Origin of the sequence: Oceanobacillus profundus, assembly GCF_003515705.1 — a bacterium.
Taxonomy (GTDB): domain Bacteria; phylum Bacillota; class Bacilli; order Bacillales; family Amphibacillaceae; genus Oceanobacillus; species Oceanobacillus profundus.
This window is the reverse complement of record NZ_QWEH01000011.1, coordinates 1-15259: the sequence shown is the minus strand read 5'-3', so window position 1 is coordinate 15259 and position 15259 is coordinate 1. Positions and strand designations below refer to the sequence as shown.

The window sequence follows — 15259 nt, the reverse complement described above, 5'->3', positions numbered from 1 at the left end:
ACTATTATCTCCCTCTGAATTTGAACAAGCACCGATTAAAAATAGAACGCAAACCAAAACGAATGATAACCAACATTTTCTCTTTAACACTGCATTCACCCCTTTTATTTAGTAAAGATACTACAAAAATTAGCTGGAGGTATTCCTTATATCGGAAGAACCAAACCTGCAAAGCATAAAGTTCTAACGAAACTTTCTTCACTTCTGTACGTTGTTAACCAGATATTTCTGTTTTTCTCTCTTGTAAACTAGTATAACTTTCCATATGATTAATAGATTCTGCTGCTTTAACAGCTTTTACAATTGCCTGTTCCATTGATTCAGCTGCAAGTGCACCTAAGTAATCCACTGGATATTTCTTCGTTCCTGTTCCCAACACAAAAATAGTATCGCCATCAAACATTGTGTGAACAGGGAATATTGTTCGTGCTAAAGCATTTTGTGTAAGGCTAGCAATCTTCTTAGCCTCAGCTTTTGTTAGTTTTGCATTCATTGCAACAACTCCAATGGTTGTGTTTGCTCCTGGCTGGGCTTGATGTGTCTGGTTCTGTTTTATGTAGTCGTTACAATTGATGAATATAGACGCATCGGGGTCCCAAGCTCCGGCAAGTATTGTATTTGTATCCGGATTTTTGATATCTCCCACGGCATTTACAGAAACAATTGCTCCGACAATTAAATCAGAAGCACCCGCAAGGGATGAACTACCTAACCCTGATTTCATTGCCTTTTCAGGACCAGCTAGTTTTCCCACTGTTGCTCCACAGCCGGCGCCAACATTACCCAGAGGAAAATCCCCAACTCTAGCTTTTTTAGCAGATTCATAGCCCATTTGGAGATTAGGTCGAACGTTGGAATCTCCAATATTAAGATCAAAAATAACAGCACTTGGAACAATTGGCACTTTTGCAACGCCAACGTTAAATCCAATATTTTCCTTCTCTAAATACTGCATAACCCCAGACGCTGCTTCTAAACCGTAAGCACTCCCGCCAGCTAAGCAAATTGCATGCACTTCTTGAATTGCATTAATGGGATCAAGTGCATCCGTTTCTCTTGTGCCTGGAGCAGAACCACGGACATCCACACCGCAACTAGCGCCGTACTCAGCTATAATGGAGGTACAACCAGTTAATGCGTCTATATCCTCTACATTGCCTACTTTGATACCGGGAACATCTGTGATATTGTGATATTTCAGCAAATTCATCACCCTTAAACTTCAATTGTATGATATGGATCATTTTCTTTTGTTTCTTCTTTCTTATATAAAAAGCATGCTACTTGCTGCTCTGCATTGATGTCCTGTAGTTGTGGGCGTTTCTCTCTGCATATATCCATTGCGAACGGACACCTCGTGTGAAAAGCACAGCCAACTGGTGGATCTACTGGACTTGGCAATTCACCAGAAATCATAATTTCTTCTCGTTTATTCTCAAAATCAACAACAGGTATAGACGAGAGCAGTGCTTTTGTATAAGGATGCAGTGGGTTCTTATAAATAGATTCCTTCGTCCCTATTTCTACAATTCTTCCTAAATACATGACAGCTACTCGATCACTGATGTGTTTGATGACACTTAAATCATGGGAGATAAATAAGTAAGTTAAGTGAAACTCATCCTGTAAATCCATCATCAGATTCAAAACTTGAGATTGAATGGAAACATCAAGAGCACTTACTGGTTCATCTGCAATGATAAATTTTGGGTTAATAGCAAGTGCTCGAGCAATGCCAATACGTTGGCGCTGGCCTCCCGAAAATTCGTGGGGGAACTTTTTTAATGCTTCCTCCGATAAACCAACCTTTTCAATCAATTCTTTTATTCTGCTTTTTCTATCTGAATTTGATAATCTTGTATGCATTTTAATCGGTTCTTCAATGATTTCTTCAATTCTCATTCTGGGATTGAGTGATCCAAAGGGGTCTTGAAATATCACTTGCATCTGATTTCGAATTACCTGCAATTCCTTTGGTTTTAAGTTTTCAATATGCTGACCTTCGAAAATAATTTCACCCTCGGTTGGCTCAACCAGCCTTAAAATTGTACGGCCAAATGTGGATTTTCCAGATCCGGATTCTCCAACAATACCGAGTGTTTCTCCCTTATAAACGGTAAGTGAGATATCATCAACTGCTTTTAATACCGGCTTTTTTCCAATTTTATTTGCCTTCACTGGAAAATAAGTTTTTAAGTTAAATACTTCCAGTAATACTTCTCGTTTTTTCGTCAACTGCTTGTCCTCCTTTCGCGTGCTGGAAGAAAGTATAAAATATGACTAAATTACTTCATGTACCGGAATAGCCTAGTCCAGCTCCAGCGCCCAGCGCCTAGCGAGACTTCCCTCACCTCCGTACGATACAGAAGACTTGCCGACTGGCCGTGCCAGAGGCTTAGTCGCACTTATACCCTTGTGGTGAAAGTCAACATCAACTTCCTTAAGTCGTTGTGTTTCCTTTATCTCCTCCGGTTCAGTCCAGTCCGTACGTCGCTATCCGGGCGCTTCCGCTTTTGTTCACATGGAGGTGGCAACGGACCTGATGTCCATCTGATATACTGTCTAATGCTGGAGCAACCTCTTTGCAAATATCCATTGCAAACTCGCATCTGTCAGCAAAGCGACAGCCTTTTGGAAATTTATGTGCAGGGGGAACGTTTCCAGGAATGGAAGGTAATCTTCGCATATTTTGTTCCAAGCTCGGAATTGTTCGAAGCAGGGCTGCTGTGTACGGATGTTTTGGATTTAAAAATAATTCTTTAACTTGCGCTTCCTCAACAATCTGACCACCATACATGACTAACACGCGATCAGCAGTTTCTGCTACAACCCCCATGTCGTGCGTGATTAATAAAATTGAAGAATTAAACGTGTCTTTCATTTTAAGCATTAATTTTAGAATTTGTGCTTGAACAGTTACATCTAGGGCAGTTGTTGGCTCATCAGCAATGAGCAATTTTGGATTATTCGACATTGCAATGGCAATCATGACGCGTTGGCGCATTCCACCGGATAACTGATGAGGATATTCGTGTAATACTTTTTCTGGATTTGCAATCCCAACAAGTTTTAATAACTCCAGTGCACGTTGTTTCGCTTCTTTTTTAGAGATACGTTGATGGTATATAATAGATTCTATCAACTGGTTTTCGATCCGAAAGACAGGGTCGAGGGATGTCATGGGTTCTTGGAAAATCATGCCGATGTCCTCACCACGAACCTTTCTCATTCTTTTTTCAGTGTAGCTAAGTAAATCCTGCCCATCCAGTTCAATCGAACCACCTACTATCTTCCCAGGTGGAATGGGAATTAGTCGCATAATGGAAAGAGAAGTAACACTTTTTCCGCTACCTGATTCGCCAACTAATGCTACCGTTTCTCCCTTATTTATGAAAAAACTAACACCATCAACTGCCTTTGCAATTTTATTGTGGCCAACTTCAAAATTAACTTTTAGATCCTTTACTTCGAGAAGTTTCTCTGTCCTTAGTTGTTTCATACTACCACCTCATTCATTTAAGAATTGCAACGCAGCGTCTGTTTAAATATGACTTTTCGAAACATTAGCCCCAAAAACAAATTAAATAATATTCAGATATTATTATATAAGATAAATGATATAGATGTAAATTTCAATAGCTATATGTGTATCCTTTATTTACCGCATGCACTATTTTTGCTAATCTACTAGCCTAAAAAAGAATACTGATATTTTTTGAAAACGTTACCATTTTTATGGTATTAAACATTAATTCTAAATATTTGGATATATGAATTATAGTGGATAATTACAGTTGCTTCATTAGACATTTTGTAAAGTATGCAGCGATATGTATTGACCTTTTGTATGATGTTTGTTTTAAATAGTTTAGTACTAAAACCTTCGTCAAAACTTGATCATACTTTAGTTCGAACATAAAAAAATTGAAACCTATTGCGAGTCTTTATCGTAATAGTATAATGGTAGGAGAATGATTTTATTTAATAATTGACTTTAATGGTAGTTCAAAAAGTCTGGTGAGAATGACATGACCTTTTTGAACTTGTATAGAGGAATTTCGAATAGGAGTTGATGGATTTGAGGGCGTTTTTACAATTTATTATTCAATCCATGCTTGGTTTTACTGGTACGATATTAACATGGCTTGTTAGCTTTTTCGCTTTTAGTCAAACCTTTTTATTATCAAGTTTGATCGCATTAGGGGGAGGTATTGTATTTTTCATTACTTCCAAGCAAATTTTGGATTATCGGTATGTGAAAAGAAATGGGTTGACAAGAAGAGAATACAAATTTATCGAAACAAACTTAAAAGAAGCAAAGCAAAAGATTTCCCGTTTGCAAAAAGCGTTATTTCGTGTTCGCTCACTGCAGGATGCCAAACGAAATTTGGAAATTGCCCGTACAGCTCAAAAAATATATATAAATGCAAAGCGGGATCCTAATCGTTTTTATCAAGCAGAAGGATTTTTCTATAATCATTTGGACTCTCTTGTAGAGCTAGCAGAAAAATACGCTTTTTTGGCAACACAGCCTGCTAAAACCAGAGAAATGGAAAGCTCGCTAAGACAAACACGTCAAACAATTACAACGCTTGGAGAAACGATAAAAAAAGATTTACATGTTATGCTAAATGATGATATGGATACGTTACAATTCGAACTTGATGTTGCAAAGCAGTCCATTCATCGGATGAATAAGAACAACAAGGGGATGATGAAATGAGTGAACACAATCAACATAAAGCTTCACAAGCAATTGATGATATATTAGCAAACCCATTTGGGGGAGAGTCTAAATACTCCTCATCAGAAACTTTAGCACAGCAAAATGCAGACAAGCCTGAGAAGTTGATTCATACGTTATCGAAAGAAAATCAAGCAAGAGCAATACAATTGGCAGAACAAATTGATCCGAAAAATAACGGGTCGATTGCACAATATGGAACAGAGGCACAATCAAAACTATTGAATTTTTCGCATGGAATGCTAGAGCACGTGCAAAAACAGGATGTTGGCGAGATCGGTTCCATTTTAAGTGATTTAATGAAGAAGCTTGAGCAAGTTAATCCAGACGAGCTTCGACCAGAAAAACGTGGCTTGCTTTCTCGAATGTTTGGTAAAATTTCTGGTACGGTAAATGAGATTTTATCAAAATATCAAAAGACAGGTGCTCAAATCGATCGTATTCGAGTGAAACTAGATCGAAGCAAGGATGCATTGATTACTGATAATGGCATGCTGGAACAGCTTTTTGATCAAAACAGAGATTATTATGACGCATTGAATATATATATTGCCGCCGGTGAAGTAAAGCTGGAAGAACTGGAAACCAAATTAATTCCGGAATTAAAGCAAAAAGCAGAAATTAATCAAAGCCAAATGGATTTTCAAGAAGTGAATGATCTCATGCAATTTGCTGATCGTTTGGAGAAACGGACGCATGATTTAAAATTAAGCAGACAAATTACGATGCAAACTGCTCCGCAAATTCGTTTGATTCAAAATACAAATCAAGCACTTGTTGAAAAAATTCAATCATCTATCTTAACAGCTATTCCGTTATGGAAAAATCAAGTTGCGATTGCATTAACGCTGTTACGGCAGCGCAACGCGGTAGAAGCGCAAAAACAAGTATCGAAAACAACGAATGAACTTTTGCTGAAAAATGCGGAAATGTTAAAAACAAATACGATTGAAACAGCAAAAGAGAATGAACGCGGACTTGTTGATATTGATACGTTGAAGCAGACACAGGAGCATTTAGTTTCTACGATTGAAGAAACGATTCAAATTCAAACAGAAGGACGTGCGAAGCGCAATCAAGCAGAGCAAGAGTTGATTGGCATGGAGGAAGAACTAAAGCAGAAGTTATTAGAATTGCGATAACACATTTGTGAGCTGGAGAACCCTCAATTGCATTAAATCCTTTAAATAAAGCTGTTGGTTTTAATCAAAATCAACAGCTTTTGTTTGGCAAATATTGGATGATATATAGAAAAACCGTTTTTAGATATCTTGAATCTTTAATTTAGTTCTGAAAAAACCTATCTAACAATTATTTCTCTTTGGGGACATGATTAAATACTTCTCCGCTATCAAAAAACTCAACTAAACGATGAAGCCAGTCATAATAGTTTAACCATTCTTTTGTTTCACTTAACAAATCATTAATTTTTGCTTCTGTTTCTTCATTTATTGTTTCGTTTTCAAGGAGGTTTGCTAATTCGGCAGATAACTTTTTACCAACTAACCTATTCCGCTTAATTGCACGCTGCCAACCGGATGTAAATAAAGAAATAAAGGTCTGGTAATAATCCTGCTCCACATTATAAATGTCTTTGCGAACCCCTTTTTCAAATACCTTCTCGGCAATATTATGATCGACCATTTCACGAACGACTTGACTCATTCTCGTTTTGCTCATTCCAGTAGCTTCAGATAGTTCGTCCAATGTCATCGGATTTCGATTAATATATATGATGCCTAGCACCCTGCCCACAGTTGTAGAAATCCCATACATCCGCATATTATCCGCGATATTTTCAATAAATTTATCTTCAATTTGCATCATTTTTAAAGATGCCTTTTCTTCCAATAGGCTCACCTACCAATTATCAACTTTATTAAGCCACTTTACCACAGAATGTTAAAAAATTAAACTCTAATAATAGAGTGTAAAATAGAGTAAATGTAAGGATACATTAGAAAAGTTTAGCTTATACTAATTATAATCTTATTGTATATAAAAAGTTTACATTTTATCCAGTTTATAAAATTATTATTTTAGATATTGAATCACTGTTAGAATATCTACATCTAGGTTTCCTCATTTTTGAAATATATACATGCTCATGATAGGTAATTGAAAGTGAGTTATCTTCTGCTGTGAGCATAGAATTTATAATTTCTTGATGGGAATAATTAGTTCAAAAGTTATCAAAAATACGTTTTGTGCTATAATAATAAAATCTTTCTTCATTTCATTCGATAATTGACAATCAATCTGGGGTATTTCAACATAGGAGTGTGACATCATGACAGATAAAAATAGAGGTCATCATGTGATGACAGATAAAGACAAGAAAAGCAGGAGAAATTCGTTAATTGGTGCTGCTTTTCTAATGGCTACATCAGCAGTTGGGCCAGGTTTTTTAACACAAACAGCGTATTTTACAGAAGCACTATTGGCAAGTTTCGGCTTTGTTATTTTAGCTTCGATCATATTAGATATCGGTGCGCAGTTAAATGTCTGGAGAATAATTACGGTTTCGAAGATGCGTGGTCAGGAGATTGCCAATGCAGTTTTACCTGGATTAGGCTTCGTTGTAGCAATATTTATTGTAATTGGTGGAATTGCCTTCAATATTGGAAATATTGGTGGATCAGGTCTAGGTATTAATGCAATGCTAGGAATCGATCCGAGAATTGGTGCTGTCATTACGGCGGGAATTGCTATTTTTGTGTTTTTATCAAAAGAAGCAGGAGCTGCTATGGATCAAATTGTAAAATGGCTTGGGGCATTGCTTATTATCCTTATTGCTTATGTAATGTTTGTGAGTCAACCACCGGTTGGTGAAGCAATTTACCGATCCTTTGTTCCTTTGGAGCTTGATGTATACGCAATTATCACAATTGTTGGTGGTACAGTTGGAGGATACATAACATTCTCTGGTGGGCATCGATTATTAGATGCGGGTATTTCTGGGAAGGAAAGTATTCCTGAAGTAAATCGAACATCCGTCATGGGAATTCTAATTGCTTCTGCGATTCGAATTTTACTGTTTTTAGCAGTACTTGGGGTAGTTTCAGCCGGTGTATCTTTAGATCCGGATAATCCTGCTGCAACTGTATTTCAATATGCTGCAGGTGAATTTGGCTATCGTATGTTTGGTCTTGTACTCTGGGTTGCGGCAATTACCTCAGTTATTGGTGCAGCATACACATCTGTATCATTTTTACGCACATTCCACGAAAAAATTGATCAATATTATCGTTATTGGATAATTGGGTTTATATTATTATCAACCCTCATTTTTGTGTTTATTGGCCAAGCTGTTACATTGCTCGTGTTTGCTGGTGCTGTAAATGGTTTAATTTTACCTTTGACATTAGGGTCTATTCTGCTTGCTGCACATAATACAAAAATTGTCGGTGATTATAAACATCCTGTCTGGTTGACTGTTTTTGGTATAATTATAGTAGTGCTGACAACGTTCCTTGGAATTAGAACACTAATTCAAACATTGCCGCAACTTTTCTAATGTTGCGCAGTAATATTTTTTAAGATATAACTTTGTTTTTTATATATAATAGTGCGTGTTCAAAAAGGAGGATAGACTTTTTGAACAACCTCTAATAATGATTAATTTTAATGGTGGGATACGTATGTTTCAAATAAGTGCTTTTGGGGATACAGGTCTACGGATTCAGTTTGGTGACCATATATCAAAAGATATAAACCAACAAATTCGCAGCTTCTGTATTTTATTAGAGAAAGAAGGAATACCGGGTGTAATTGAGTGGGTTCCAACGTACACAGCGATTACGGTTGTGTACGATCCATACACGATTTTATATAGTGCATTAGTAACTCAAATGGAGAAGTTGCAAAACAGGCTTTCAGATATGGAGCTTCCACCTGCAGAAATCATGCATGTTCCAGTTTGTTATGGAGGGGAGATGGGACCTGACCTAGCAGCAGTTGCTTGTCTTCATAACCTCGATGAATCGCAAGTGATTTCCATTCATTCAAGTGGGGACTATTTAATTTATATGATGGGATTCATCCCAGGATTTGCTTATCTTGGGGGAATGTCCAAGGAAATTGCAACAGCAAGGCTTGAAAATCCTCGTGCTGCAATTCCGGCTGGATCTGTAGGGATTGCAGGTGAGCAGACTGGAATTTATCCACTTGAATCGCCTGGTGGCTGGCAAATTATTGGAAGAACACCTATAAAATTATATGATCCGAACAGCTCGTCTCCAATTCTTTTGCGAGCAGGTAATTATATTCGTTTTAAACCAATTGATGTTGAAGAATATGAAGTGATTGAGAAAGAAGTGAATGCAGGAACGTATATTCCTTATGTAGAAACATTCATAGAATAGGGAGGTTTTAGCACGTGACCTATTTTGTTGACGTAAATAGTGACTTAGGAGAAAGCTTTGGAGCATTTAAAATTGGCATGGATGATTTAGTGATGAACTATATTTCTTCTGCCAATATTGCATGTGGTTTCCATGCTGGAGATTATAATGTAATGCAACACTCGGTAAAAATGGCGACAGAGAAAAAGCTAGGAATTGGTGCTCATCCTGGCCTTTTGGATTTAATTGGGTTTGGTCGTCGTCCAATGAAAATAGATCCGCAAGATGTCTATAATCTTATGATTTATCAGGTTGGAGCGCTTCAAGCTTTTACCCATATTAATCAAAATGCATTGAATCATGTGAAACCACATGGGGCGTTGTATAACATGGCCGGAAAAGATCCAGAAATTGCCCAAGCTATTGCTGAAGCAGTTTATGCAATTAACCCGAAACTTATTTTATATGGTCTAGCAGGAAGTGAGTTAGTCAAAGCTGGGGAAAAAGCAGGATTGCCTGTTGCTGAAGAAGTTTTTGCTGACCGCACGTATCAGCCGGATGGTTCACTAACATCAAGAACGCTTGAAAATGCGATGGTTGAGGATGCAAACGAAGCAGTTAGCCGTGTCATTCGGATGGTAAAGGATGGCAAAGTAGAGGCGGTTGATGGCTCAGATATAGCAATCAATGCAGATACTATTTGCATTCATGGGGACGAACCAAAGTCGCTGGAGTTTGCTAAACGTTTATGTACAGCATTAACGGAGAACGGAATTATCATAAAAAGAGTAGGGAAGTAAATGAGTAATACAATTATTGAAGTTGTAAAGCCAGGTCTAGCAACCTCTGTACAAGATCTTGGAAGAACTGGGTTTCAGGCATTTGGCGTTGTTGTATCAGGAGCAATGGATAGCTTCGCGTTACAGGTTGGAAATATCTTAGTAGGTAACCCTCGAGAAGCAGCAGGAATTGAAATTGTGATTATGGGACCGGAACTCCGAATACTTGAGGATACTGTACTTGCTATTTGTGGTGCAGATTTATCACCCAAGCTAGATGGGGAACTGCTCCCGGTATGGAAATCATTTTCTGTTAGAAAGGGACAAGTTATCACCTTTGGACAACCAAAAGACGGAGCATATGCTTATATTGCCGTCGCAGGTGGTATAGATACTCCTGTTGTAATGGGAAGTAAATCTACTTATACGAAAGCCGCGATAGGTGGTTTTAAAGGAAGATATTTACAAAAGGGAGATCACTTAGCTAGCAGTCCATTCAGTTTCTCTTTAAAAAGTGTGTCTGGTAGGGGATTATCTCCCACATACGTACCAAATTACAAAAATGTAGAAAAAGTTCGTGTTATCCTTGGACCAGATCAAGCAGCGATTGCGGAAAGTTCCATCGAGCAATTTTTATCATCCAGCTATAAAGTATCCACGCAATCTGACCGGATGGGATACAGGTTAGAAGGGGCAGAGCTCACTCATAAGCATGGAGCAGATATTTTATCCGATGCCGTGCTTTCTGGAACGATTCAAGTTCCTGCAAGTGGACAGCCCATTGTTCTACTAGCTGATCGCCAAACAACCGGTGGATATACAAGGATAGGGACTGTTATTTCTGTTGACCTGCCATTTGTAGCTCAGAAATATACTGGCAGTGAATTGCGATTTGAGACAGTCCAAGTGGAAGAAGCACAATTGCTTTATGTGAAACGTGAACGTTTGTTAAGATGCTTGAGTTTGGGAGCAGGAGTTATTGGATAGAAAATAATGATGGTTGTCAAGAATGAAATTGATTTTAACAGAATAAGATGCCTCATTCTTCCTGCTCGTATTAATCACCATGGCACGGAAAGCAGAGGCATCTTGTAAATCGAATTAAGATTGACATAGATGTACTAGTTGTAAATCTAAAATCTTAAATTTGTAAACTGAATAAAAAGGAAGTGTTTAAGTGGTTAATGATACGAATGAACAAGTAAATGAAATTCGAAAGATGATTCGCAAAGGAGATTGGACAAAGCCGACGACAGGACTCGCACCTGGTTACACACAGGCCAATCTAGTGATTTTACCGAAAAAATACGCTTATGACTTTCTATTGTTCTGTATGCGAAACCCTAAAACCTGTCCGCTAATAGAAGTTACGGATGTCGGCTCATCTATACCACATAAGACTGCGCCAGACGGAGATTTAAAAACAGATCTTCCAAAATATCGAATTTATCGAAATGGAGAATTTGCTGAGGAAGTTACAGATATAACTTCTTATTGGCAAGATGATTTTGTTTCATTTCTTATCGGCTGCAGTTTTACATTTGAAAAACCGCTGCTCGAAAATGGTATTCCAATTCGTTATATTGAGGAAGGCCGAAATGTATCCATGTACAAAACAAACATAGCTTGTGAATCAGCTGGTATATTTGAAGGACCAGTGGTCGTAAGCATGCGTCCGATGAAGCCTGCAGAAGCGATTCGAGCAACACAAATTACTTCGCGTTTTCCTTCTGTCCATGGTGCACCGATCCATATTGGTGATCCGAGCTTAATCGGAATCGACGCAATTGATAGTCCGGATTTCGGGGATGCTGTAACAATTCATGAAGATGAAGTGCCTGTATTTTGGGGGTGTGGTGTAACTCCACAGGCAGCAGTTATGGCAAGTAAACCCGAATTAGTAATTACCCATGCACCTGGACATATGTTTATAACGGATGTTAAAGATGAAGAACATGCAGTGATTTAGTCTGAAACATTTCTACATTTTTATACTGCTTATCTTGGATATTAATCAAGATAAGCAGTTTTTATTATGCCTAAATTGGTTTACTAGTAAAATTCCGTCTGGAGGAACAAGTTGAAATGACGGTTGTCCATACTGTAATCTATAGACGAATTGACGGAACTATGGAAGAATAAGGTTAACATGTTGTCTAGGGGCTATTACAATGAAAAATCTGACAAACTGGTGTTTAACGCTTTCTATTATAACGTTTACTGTTTTGCATTTCGTCACATATTTTTATGATAATGAATGGCTGTTAAGAATCCTTTCCATTAGTGGAATCGGAATTTTTGTGTTTACGGTGGTCAAGTACACACCACCAAAAATAAAAATGCCATCTTCATTGTTTGTTATTGGTTTTATCATTCTATTTTTCTCTAAAACTTCTTTAGTAGAAGGATTTTGGAGCGGATTTTTACAAATGAGAAATATCATTGGGCTCCTTGTCATTGTACCAATGATTAGCTGGGTGCTACGAGAAGAGCCATTTTTGGAAGCAATTATGGGATTTGGACATCGCTTTTTGAATACTAGTCGCAAATTTTACTTTGGTATGATCTCTTTTACACAAGTTATTGCTTATTTTTTACTGTTCGGCTCGATTACGATGATGTATCAGTTTGTAAATATGATTTTAAAAGATGAAAAGGGAGAAGCGTGGGAACATTTTAAAGGAACTGCTCTCCTGCGGGGATTCTCACTTTCAGTGCTTTGGGTAATTAGTATTCCAAGTTTTGCTTATGTTGTTGAAACAATGGATGCATCACTAAGCATTTCTATTATTCAGGGATTAATCATCTCGATATGTGGAATTTTTGTCGCACTACTATTTTCAAAATCGGAAGAAAAAAAGTATGGAGTAAACTTGACGGCTGGATTAAAGACTGAAATCGCAGAACTTCTAAACCATACTTCCAATAAAAAGGTGATGCACCGTAATGTTAAAGAATTTATTATCCTGTTTATTTCGTTGTTCGGCACTATATTTATATTAAATTTTATAGTAACAATGGAGCTGCTTATTTTAATTCCATTGGTCGTTATGGTCTGGATTGTAGTTTACTACATAATTAAAGGTAGGATGAACAAATTATTTGATTTAGCTAAAAGCTATGTAAGAACCGATATGGCAAAGCAATCCTATCAGCTTTGTGTCATGCTTGGAGCAGGATTTCTAATTTTTGCTCTTAATCAGACTGAATTTGCGAACTCTATCGTGAATGGGATTTATTCTCTACAAGAGATGCTGCCATTTTTGAATATATTGTATTTCCTGCCGATTATGGTAATCCTATTAGGTTTTGTAGCATTAGGCCCTCTTACGGTAATGGTTCTGGTAGCTGGTATATTACAAAGTATCCACCTACCATATCCTCCAGAGTTAATTGTATTGGCAATTACGCTGGGAAGCTCTATTTCTATATTGCTATCGCCAGTGATTATGCCAATTATTATGCTGAGTGGACAAAATCAATTAAGTGGATTTAAAAATGGCATTCAATTTAATTGGAAGTTTGCTGTTGTGTTGTATGTGTTAGTGATGGGGTATGTGCAAGTGAGGGTTTATCTGGGGTAGTTCAAGCGTACCCCGTACAATTTACTAATTGGTACGGGAACATTCATTTGAAATTTATTTCTTTCCATTTCTCATTAATAAAGACTATAAGAACCTGAAAGAAGGATACAATCTATGTTTTTCAAAATGAAAGGCAAGCATCAACCCAATAGAATAAAGATGTCAGGAAACATAGTCTCGTTCTTATTTTCTACAGTCATTTTTTTAGGGCTATTGTTTCTGTTGCCAGAAGATATAGACTGGTCAGCAAAAGCGACAATATCGATTATGGTTTACGGGTTGCTATTATGGGCTTTTGAATCACTGCCGCTTGGAATGACCTCTGTCCTCGTACTTGTTTTGTTACTATTTTTACATACTGTTTCAGTAGATGTCGTATTAAGTGGTTTTGCATCCCCCGCTGTATTTTTAATTATTGCTGGAATGATGATTGCTAAAGGGGTTAATGAAACTCCTTTAATGAACAGAGTCACCTATTGGATGCTTCAAAAATGGGGATCATCTGCAAAGGGTATTTTTATCGGGATATTTTTACTTATGCAAATTCAAGCCTTTTTTATACCGGCAACTGCAGTACGGGCTTCATTAATGGTTCCTGTTGTTGTTTCTATACTCAAATCGGTTGGGGCGCAAAAGGGAAGTAATTTCAGCAAACTTATGCTTGTAGGCACTGCCTATGCAGGTAATATCAGTGGTACGGCAATTTTAACAGCTGCTATAGGAAATATATTAACAATAGAGATTTTACAATTATATGTTGGCAGAACAATATCATATTTGGACTGGTTTCTGTATACATTTCCTATCTGGTTAATTTTAATTATTGTAATTCCCTATATTGTATGGAAATGCTTTCCACCTGAAGAATATTCCTTTGATATATTACAATCAAATATGAAAGAACAAAACCAGGAACTTGGGAGGCTTACCAGTTCCGAAATAAAATGTATTGTAATTTTATTCATTACAGTGTTTCTGTGGATGACCGAATCCTTACATGGCTATCATCCAACAGTACCAGCTTTAATGGCAGTATTTTTAATGGCAATGCCTGGAATTGGTTTTGTAGAATGGAAAAAGCTAGTAACTATAAATTTTGATTTAGTTTTATTAATCGGAGCAACTCTCTCTTTAGGATTTGCTTTAATTGAGTCTGGTGCTATTGAGTTACTTGAAATTCTTATTACATCAGAATACATATTAAATGTATTTACGAATCCGTGGATTGCAATATTCATTGTTATCTTAGTATCACAAATTTATCACCTAGGTGTTACCAATGTATCAACTGCTGTAGTGACTTTACTGCCTGTTTTGATAAGTCTGTCTCTAGAGACTGGTCTGGATCCTGTAGTTATAAGCTTTGCTTCAGCAATAACAATGTTGTTTGGTTATATATTAATTGTGGAAACAATGCCAAATGTTGTTGTTCATGGAACAGGATTGGTCAGCCAAAAGGATTTTTATCTTCCTGGTATTTTGTCCACAATTGCGAGTACGATTGTAACCTTGATTGTCGTATTTACGTGGTGGAAGTGGCTGGGGTTTTGGCCGTAATTGGTGAACTTTTTCGTCGTGACAGGAGCTTAATCATTTCTGGTTCTGCAAGGAACGGAGCAATAAGCGTAAATGGCGGGCACAGTATGATTGGATAATTGAGGTATGGAATAAAAAAACACAAAGAGGCTGGGACAAAACCCCAGTAATTAAAAAGAGTGGTACTCGCCAATAAGTTGGTGAGTACCGCTCTTTTTATGCATACAAAAAGGACACCTTTTGATAAAATTAAAGTTACCAGACAATAATTTT

General features: G+C 37.3%; 13 protein-coding genes. 9 read left to right on the top strand and 4 right to left on the bottom strand.

The window, feature by feature from the left end; genetic code table 11:
* Positions 1-214 precede the first annotated feature (214 nt).
* The 3 genes from D1B32_RS15170 to D1B32_RS15160 all read right to left on the bottom strand — a co-directional run bounded on the left by D1B32_RS15170 (position 215) and on the right by D1B32_RS15160 (position 3499).
* On the bottom strand, positions 215-1210 hold the full coding sequence (locus D1B32_RS15170) for a P1 family peptidase (RefSeq protein WP_118889848.1): 996 nt from the start codon (positions 1208-1210) through the stop codon (positions 215-217).
* 5 nt (positions 1211-1215) lie between these two features.
* Positions 1216-2235: an ABC transporter ATP-binding protein gene (locus tag D1B32_RS15165; protein WP_118889780.1), complete on the bottom strand. Its 1020-nt coding sequence runs from the start codon at positions 2233-2235 to the stop codon at positions 1216-1218.
* Between the two features lie 238 nt (positions 2236-2473).
* Complete coding sequence (locus D1B32_RS15160; RefSeq protein WP_118889779.1) at positions 2474-3499, bottom strand: ABC transporter ATP-binding protein; 1026 nt, start codon at positions 3497-3499, stop codon at positions 2474-2476.
* A gap of 579 nt (positions 3500-4078) precedes the next feature.
* Between D1B32_RS15160 and D1B32_RS15155 the strand changes: the two genes are divergently transcribed.
* Both D1B32_RS15155 and D1B32_RS15150 read left to right on the top strand, forming a co-directional pair.
* Positions 4079-4723 carry a 5-bromo-4-chloroindolyl phosphate hydrolysis family protein gene (locus D1B32_RS15155; protein ID WP_187393168.1) on the top strand — a complete coding sequence of 215 codons (645 nt, stop codon included), beginning with the start codon at positions 4079-4081 and terminating at the stop codon, positions 4721-4723.
* Complete coding sequence (locus D1B32_RS15150) at positions 4720-5886, top strand: toxic anion resistance protein (RefSeq protein ID WP_095310897.1); 1167 nt, start codon at positions 4720-4722, stop codon at positions 5884-5886. The genes D1B32_RS15155 and D1B32_RS15150 overlap by 4 nt, the downstream gene beginning before the upstream one ends.
* Positions 5887-6055: 169 nt before the next feature.
* Here D1B32_RS15150 and D1B32_RS15145 read toward each other — a convergent pair whose 3' ends face one another.
* The gene (locus D1B32_RS15145) at positions 6056-6571 is read right to left on the bottom strand and encodes a GbsR/MarR family transcriptional regulator (RefSeq protein ID WP_095310910.1); all 516 of its coding nucleotides are present in this window, start codon (positions 6569-6571) and stop codon (positions 6056-6058) included.
* Positions 6572-7034: 463 nt separating this feature from the next.
* Between D1B32_RS15145 and D1B32_RS15140 the strand changes: the two genes are divergently transcribed.
* The 7 genes from D1B32_RS15140 (at position 7035) to D1B32_RS15110 (ending at position 15007) form a co-directional block, all read left to right on the top strand.
* Positions 7035-8261: an NRAMP family divalent metal transporter gene (locus D1B32_RS15140; RefSeq protein ID WP_118889777.1), complete on the top strand. Its 1227-nt coding sequence runs from the start codon at positions 7035-7037 to the stop codon at positions 8259-8261.
* A 124-nt stretch (positions 8262-8385) separates the two neighbouring features.
* Complete coding sequence (pxpB, locus tag D1B32_RS15135; protein WP_118889847.1) at positions 8386-9108, top strand: 5-oxoprolinase subunit PxpB; 723 nt, start codon at positions 8386-8388, stop codon at positions 9106-9108.
* A 14-nt stretch (positions 9109-9122) separates the two neighbouring features.
* Positions 9123-9887, top strand: coding sequence for a LamB/YcsF family protein (locus D1B32_RS15130; RefSeq protein ID WP_095310894.1), 765 nt, complete (start codon positions 9123-9125; stop codon positions 9885-9887).
* Positions 9888-10853 (top strand): 5-oxoprolinase subunit C family protein, encoded by a 966-nt coding sequence (locus tag D1B32_RS15125; protein ID WP_118889776.1) that lies wholly within the window; start codon positions 9888-9890, stop codon positions 10851-10853. It abuts the gene before it with no gap.
* A 190-nt stretch (positions 10854-11043) separates the two neighbouring features.
* The gene (locus tag D1B32_RS15120) at positions 11044-11835 is read left to right on the top strand and encodes a putative hydro-lyase (RefSeq protein WP_262366396.1); all 792 of its coding nucleotides are present in this window, start codon (positions 11044-11046) and stop codon (positions 11833-11835) included.
* Between the two features lie 202 nt (positions 11836-12037).
* Complete coding sequence (locus D1B32_RS15115) at positions 12038-13450, top strand: hypothetical protein (RefSeq protein WP_118889775.1); 1413 nt, start codon at positions 12038-12040, stop codon at positions 13448-13450.
* Positions 13451-13564: 114 nt separating this feature from the next.
* Positions 13565-15007: an SLC13 family permease gene (locus tag D1B32_RS15110; protein WP_316246661.1), complete on the top strand. Its 1443-nt coding sequence runs from the start codon at positions 13565-13567 to the stop codon at positions 15005-15007.
* Positions 15008-15259 lie beyond the last annotated feature (252 nt).

Excerpts from the sequence above, each read along its gene's own strand:
- D1B32_RS15170 (WP_118889848.1), bottom strand. The coding sequence starts at position 1,210 with ATGAATTTGCTGAAATATCACAATATCACAGATGTTCCCGGTATCAAA.
- D1B32_RS15160 (WP_118889779.1), bottom strand. The coding sequence starts at position 3,499 with ATGAAACAACTAAGGACAGAGAAACTTCTCGAAGTAAAGGATCTAAAA.
- D1B32_RS15150 (WP_095310897.1), top strand. The coding sequence starts at position 4,720 with ATGAGTGAACACAATCAACATAAAGCTTCACAAGCAATTGATGATATA.
- D1B32_RS15145 (WP_095310910.1), bottom strand. The coding sequence starts at position 6,571 with ATGATGCAAATTGAAGATAAATTTATTGAAAATATCGCGGATAATATG.
- D1B32_RS15140 (WP_118889777.1), top strand. The coding sequence starts at position 7,035 with ATGACAGATAAAAATAGAGGTCATCATGTGATGACAGATAAAGACAAG.
- pxpB (WP_118889847.1), top strand. The coding sequence starts at position 8,386 with ATGTTTCAAATAAGTGCTTTTGGGGATACAGGTCTACGGATTCAGTTT.
- D1B32_RS15125 (WP_118889776.1), top strand. The coding sequence starts at position 9,888 with ATGAGTAATACAATTATTGAAGTTGTAAAGCCAGGTCTAGCAACCTCT.
- D1B32_RS15115 (WP_118889775.1), top strand. The coding sequence starts at position 12,038 with ATGAAAAATCTGACAAACTGGTGTTTAACGCTTTCTATTATAACGTTT.
- D1B32_RS15110 (WP_316246661.1), top strand. The coding sequence starts at position 13,565 with ATGTTTTTCAAAATGAAAGGCAAGCATCAACCCAATAGAATAAAGATG.